Consider the following 3,287-nt stretch of genomic DNA (forward strand, 5'->3'; position numbering starts at 1 on the left):
CGCACAAAGAGTGGGATAAATGACTGAATCGCATACGCTGCACCCGTCATCGCATCCGTTAAGCCAGCACCTGTCCATCCTTCTGGTATATCAAAGGAGTACCAGGTAGACGATGTAAGCAATTCTTCTGCTGGCAAAGATATGGGGCCAGAGCCGATATTATCATGAGTATCGAAACGGATTTTAATGAAGGGAGTATGAAATGCGTGTATCAACATGATTGTCCCCACTTTCTAATAAAATGAGGGATCTTCTTATAAGCACCGCCAATCCCCTTCAGTTATCGTAACATATAATCAATAATAATCAGCCACCTTCTCAAACGAGTTTGTGGTTGTTTTCTTATAGACTTTTATTTTTCAATATTTTCAGCAGACTATATACACGATAGGCTATTTAGTGATATTTCATTTATATGGAAAATAATTAGGAGGTTCAGACTTGGAGTAGGAACAATTAAAGTACATGTGGATCTCATAGAAAGAGAATGCTCGATTTAATGCTGTGTTAAAAAGAAACGGGGATAATGCGAAAAGCATAATGCATCATATCCAGTAGCTCATTACGTTTCATTGACTTAATTAACTTATTACGCACATTCGTTCCCCTCCTTATTTCCAGCATCCGGAAGGAACGTTCGTATGTAAAGTAAATAAAAAAGGCGACCGCTCAATTCAAGAGTGGTCGCCTTTCGCGTGTTCGTATTGCAAGCAAATAATAATCTCCTATTTGTAAGAAAAATTTTACGCAAAAATTTCCCACAGAATGTTTATTAGGAAGGACTCGTTTGAAGAGGTGGTGGTATAATCCAACCTTTTTCTTTATTTAATTCCAATAGTTTGCCGCCAAGCATAGCTCTTTCTAAATGAAACTTACCAAACATGACTGCAATATCTTTTCGTAAACATTGTCCCATAACTAAGCTACAAGACACAAGGCCCTGACCGACGTTAATAGAAATAGCTCCACTAATTTCTGGATCCATGAAGCGGGCTCCAGCAGGGATATCCTCAGGATTCGCCTTTGGACGTTCGGGTAAACTAGGTGGCAAAGTAATACCGTTGGCTTTTAATAACTTTCCAATTTCTTTCGATTCAGATTTCATCATCTGAATCGATTCCTCTAAAATTCCAATTAAATCTTTATCTTCCGCGTGATTTATAAACGCTTCATAGCCACTTATCAAGCCGTTATTCGCTCCGATAAATGCCCAAACTCCAATCACTTCTCCGTAATGCATCGGTTCATTTTCAGGGTTACCACTTAATATTCCCACGTAAACACTCCTTTTGATTTCAAAATTGTATCAATCGTATTATGAGCAAGTGGATAATTTCTATACAATTTTGTATGTTCATTATCGGATTTATGGATTCTGTGACCTACCCAAAATTTGTGGACGCGCCGCTTTTTATTTTATTAATTAATTTTAATGAACATGATTCCCGTTTTCTATATTTAGTTTTCTCATAGCTATTTTTCTAGCGACCTCTTTACTTTTCGAAGTGCCTTTTACATGTACATATTACCGAAGAAATAACCGTCAATAGACGATTTTCTAAAAGCATACACTTTGTTGCTCTATTCTCACGAAATTCTAATCTCCTTCACCTAACTTTTTAATTTTGGGTCGTTACTATAAGGTCATAAGCAAAACAGCTTTGGGAATACTAAAAAGACCAACCGAGGAAGGGGATTTTCATTATGCTACAAAATTTTGAAGTAATTACACCATTGTTTGAAGGTCAAGCTAACGAACGTTTTCAATTTAAACTAAACATTGAAGGGAACGACTATCGAGGTATTTTTCATGATAAGGAAGTTCTATGGTTTCAGCCACACCCTCATAATAGTATTGAAAAAGATGAACTTAACTTCGTTGAATCTAATGTTCGTAATTTGATGATTAACCGTCTAATGAACTGACAATTTTTTTATTCGAAATAAATAAAAAAGGCGACCACTCAATTAAATATGAGTAGTCGCCTTTTTGCCTTACTTATTTCTTATTCATACGTTCATCGATTACCAATAATAATCCAAGCAATTGGTCTGTCGTCATTTCCTTCTTTATATCTGCTACTACGAGCTGCACCAGCAATTTAGCATTTGAAGGGATTGCCACTTGACCTTCCAGCTTATATCCGTTCGGTATTTCCCAGTTGGATGGTACTTCAAAATGAGGACGATCAATGTTGTTTTTCCAGTCCCCACCCCATATAATACCGAGTTTACGTGCTACTGCACCGGCTTTATTAAGAGTAGCCACATCATACAAGCTTTTCAATGGTGCTACTGCTATATCACAAGCTAACCGGTTTTGTACTTCTGTCATCATGACTATTTTTATTTCTACACGCACCACTCGTTCGCGAATGTCTGACAAGATATTATTGGTTGGGTCCATTCCGCACCTCTCGTTTTATTTTTAGGTAAAGAAAAAGAACGCCATGGTGTGGACGTTCTCAGTTTATTACGTAATGATTACTTTTTATTTCCATCTAATACATTTACCGTGATTACAATTCCATCTTGATATTTAATCTCAAAAGCATCTTTCCTCCAAATGATTTCCTCTTTATAAAAAACTCTTTTAATATTCATTAAACGATTTGTTTTTAAACGAAGAGAAGGTTGCTTACCTAAGCTATCACTTTGCATTTCAACAGTAGTACTGAATTCTTTGTTTTCATGGGTATCCAAGATCATTTTCGGAATAACGAATTCAGTGCTTATATCATCTTTTATTTCGATGGAGACGAGAAGAGTTTCTCCTTTGTAAAAGTTTAATATCTCGACTAATTGATCCGAAGGTTCTGTCGTGGTAGGCATAAACATATTAAACATTCTCCTTTTGTGAAATGATTTCTTACATCTCGCCATTCGACAAAAGGGGAAGAAATCCTCCATTTAACGTTTCATATACGCACTGCATTTTTTTACATGTTGAAAGCCTGCAGAGATAAATGTTGAAGGCATTTGAAAAGCATCCTCAATCCAGAGTGCTTAAATCCAATTACCGATATGAATCGGAAGATGATTTATAAATTAATTGAAGAAGAGGGCCAGAGGGCTTAATTGTGATATTCCCTCTCCCCTCTTCGTGATTTACTTTTCTTCTGCTAAAACCCGTAATAACGAATTGACATCTTGCTTCATACCTATCCCAGCCTCTTGCGCCCCGATACAAACCGGGCAGCCCGATGCACAGCGACAGGCGGATACATGATCAGCTGCTCGACGTAATAATTCATCCCAGCGATCAAAAATCTTTTCACTCAACCCAA

At 37.0% G+C, this 3,287-nt stretch carries 5 protein-coding genes and 1 pseudogene; 1 reads left to right on the forward strand and 5 read right to left on the reverse strand.

Features of this window, described 5'->3' with window-relative positions; all coding sequences use genetic code 11:
* A pseudogene (locus R2B72_RS18380) lies at nt 1–206 on the reverse strand (hypothetical protein); the annotation flags it as partial.
* A 566-nt stretch (nt 207–772) separates the two neighbouring features.
* The gene (locus tag R2B72_RS18385) at nt 773–1,276 is read right to left on the reverse strand and encodes a DUF3231 family protein (protein WP_318618347.1); all 504 of its coding nucleotides are present in this window, start codon (nt 1,274–1,276) and stop codon (nt 773–775) included.
* 428 nt (nt 1,277–1,704) lie between these two features.
* On the opposite strand from R2B72_RS18385, the gene R2B72_RS18390 reads away from it, so the two are divergent.
* On the forward strand, nt 1,705–1,926 hold the full coding sequence (locus R2B72_RS18390; RefSeq protein WP_318618349.1) for a hypothetical protein: 222 nt from the start codon (nt 1,705–1,707) through the stop codon (nt 1,924–1,926).
* Nucleotides 1,927–1,999: 73 nt separating this feature from the next.
* On the opposite strand, the gene R2B72_RS18395 is transcribed toward R2B72_RS18390, so the two are convergent.
* From R2B72_RS18395 to R2B72_RS18405, 3 genes are all read right to left on the reverse strand, one after another.
* Nucleotides 2,000–2,407, reverse strand: a complete 408-nt coding sequence (locus R2B72_RS18395) for a M15 family metallopeptidase (protein WP_318618351.1) — start codon at nt 2,405–2,407, stop codon at nt 2,000–2,002.
* A gap of 77 nt (nt 2,408–2,484) precedes the next feature.
* Nucleotides 2,485–2,838: a hypothetical protein gene (locus R2B72_RS18400; protein ID WP_318618352.1), complete on the reverse strand. Its 354-nt coding sequence runs from the start codon at nt 2,836–2,838 to the stop codon at nt 2,485–2,487.
* Between the two features lie 270 nt (nt 2,839–3,108).
* Nucleotides 3,109–3,282, reverse strand: a complete 174-nt coding sequence (locus tag R2B72_RS18405) for a DUF1998 domain-containing protein (RefSeq protein WP_318618354.1) — start codon at nt 3,280–3,282, stop codon at nt 3,109–3,111.
* Nucleotides 3,283–3,287: the final 5 nt, after the last annotated feature.

The sequence above is a fragment of the Sporosarcina sp. YIM B06819 genome (assembly GCF_033485175.1).
Taxonomy (GTDB): Bacteria; Bacillota; Bacilli; order Bacillales_A; family Planococcaceae; genus Sporosarcina.

What these genes read in the sequence shown, in the direction of transcription:
- R2B72_RS18390 (WP_318618349.1), top strand. Translation starts at nt 1,705, where the DNA reads ATGCTACAAAATTTTGAAGTAATTACACCATTGTTTGAAGGTCAAGCT.
- R2B72_RS18395 (WP_318618351.1), bottom strand. Translation starts at nt 2,407, where the DNA reads ATGGACCCAACCAATAATATCTTGTCAGACATTCGCGAACGAGTGGTG.
- R2B72_RS18400 (WP_318618352.1), bottom strand. Translation starts at nt 2,838, where the DNA reads ATGTTTATGCCTACCACGACAGAACCTTCGGATCAATTAGTCGAGATA.